Origin of the sequence: Photobacterium chitinilyticum (assembly GCF_004104355.1) — a bacterium.
Taxonomy (GTDB): domain Bacteria; phylum Pseudomonadota; class Gammaproteobacteria; order Enterobacterales; family Vibrionaceae; genus Photobacterium; species Photobacterium chitinilyticum.
On the sequence record NZ_RJLM01000131.1, the window covers coordinates 1 to 619 of the forward strand.

Sequence of the window (619 nt, forward strand, 5' to 3'; positions counted from 1 at the left end):
GCCGACCCGGATGCGGGCGAGGCGGTATTTACGGCCGAGACTGTCACCGACGGCAACTACGGTACGTTCAAGATAGGTACAGACGGTACCTGGAGCTATGCGCTGAACAACGGTTCGGCGGAGGTGCAGGCACTGACCGAGGCCAGTGCTCCTCTTAATCGCGAGTTTACCGTCACCACTGCCGACGGCACCGAGCACACCGTGACTGTCACCATCAACGGCAGCGACGACGGCGCCGTGATCACACCTTCTGTGCCGGATGCCGATGCAGGCACGGTGAAAGAAGACACAATCCTGACCACCGGCGGCAAGCTGGACGTGGTCGACCCGGATGCAGGCGAGGCGGTGTTTGATGCGAAGACCGTGACCGACGGCAATTTCGGTACGTTCAAAATCGGTACTGACGGTACCTGGAGCTACGCGCTGAACAACGGTTCGGCGGAGGTGCAGGCGCTGACCGAGGCAAGCGATCCTCTTAATCGCGAGTTCACCGTGACCACGGCCGATGGCACCGAGCACACCGTCACTGTCACCATCAACGGCAGCGATGATGGCGCTATTATTACTCCAGCGACACCGGATGCCGATGCCGGCACGGTGAAAGAAGATACTGTGTTGA

The 619-nt window shown here is 60.3% G+C and carries 1 protein-coding gene; it reads left to right on the plus strand.

The features are described 5' to 3' along the window. On the plus strand, nt 1-619 hold a 619-nt coding region (locus EDI28_RS26225; protein ID WP_199287512.1), incomplete at both ends, for a VCBS domain-containing protein.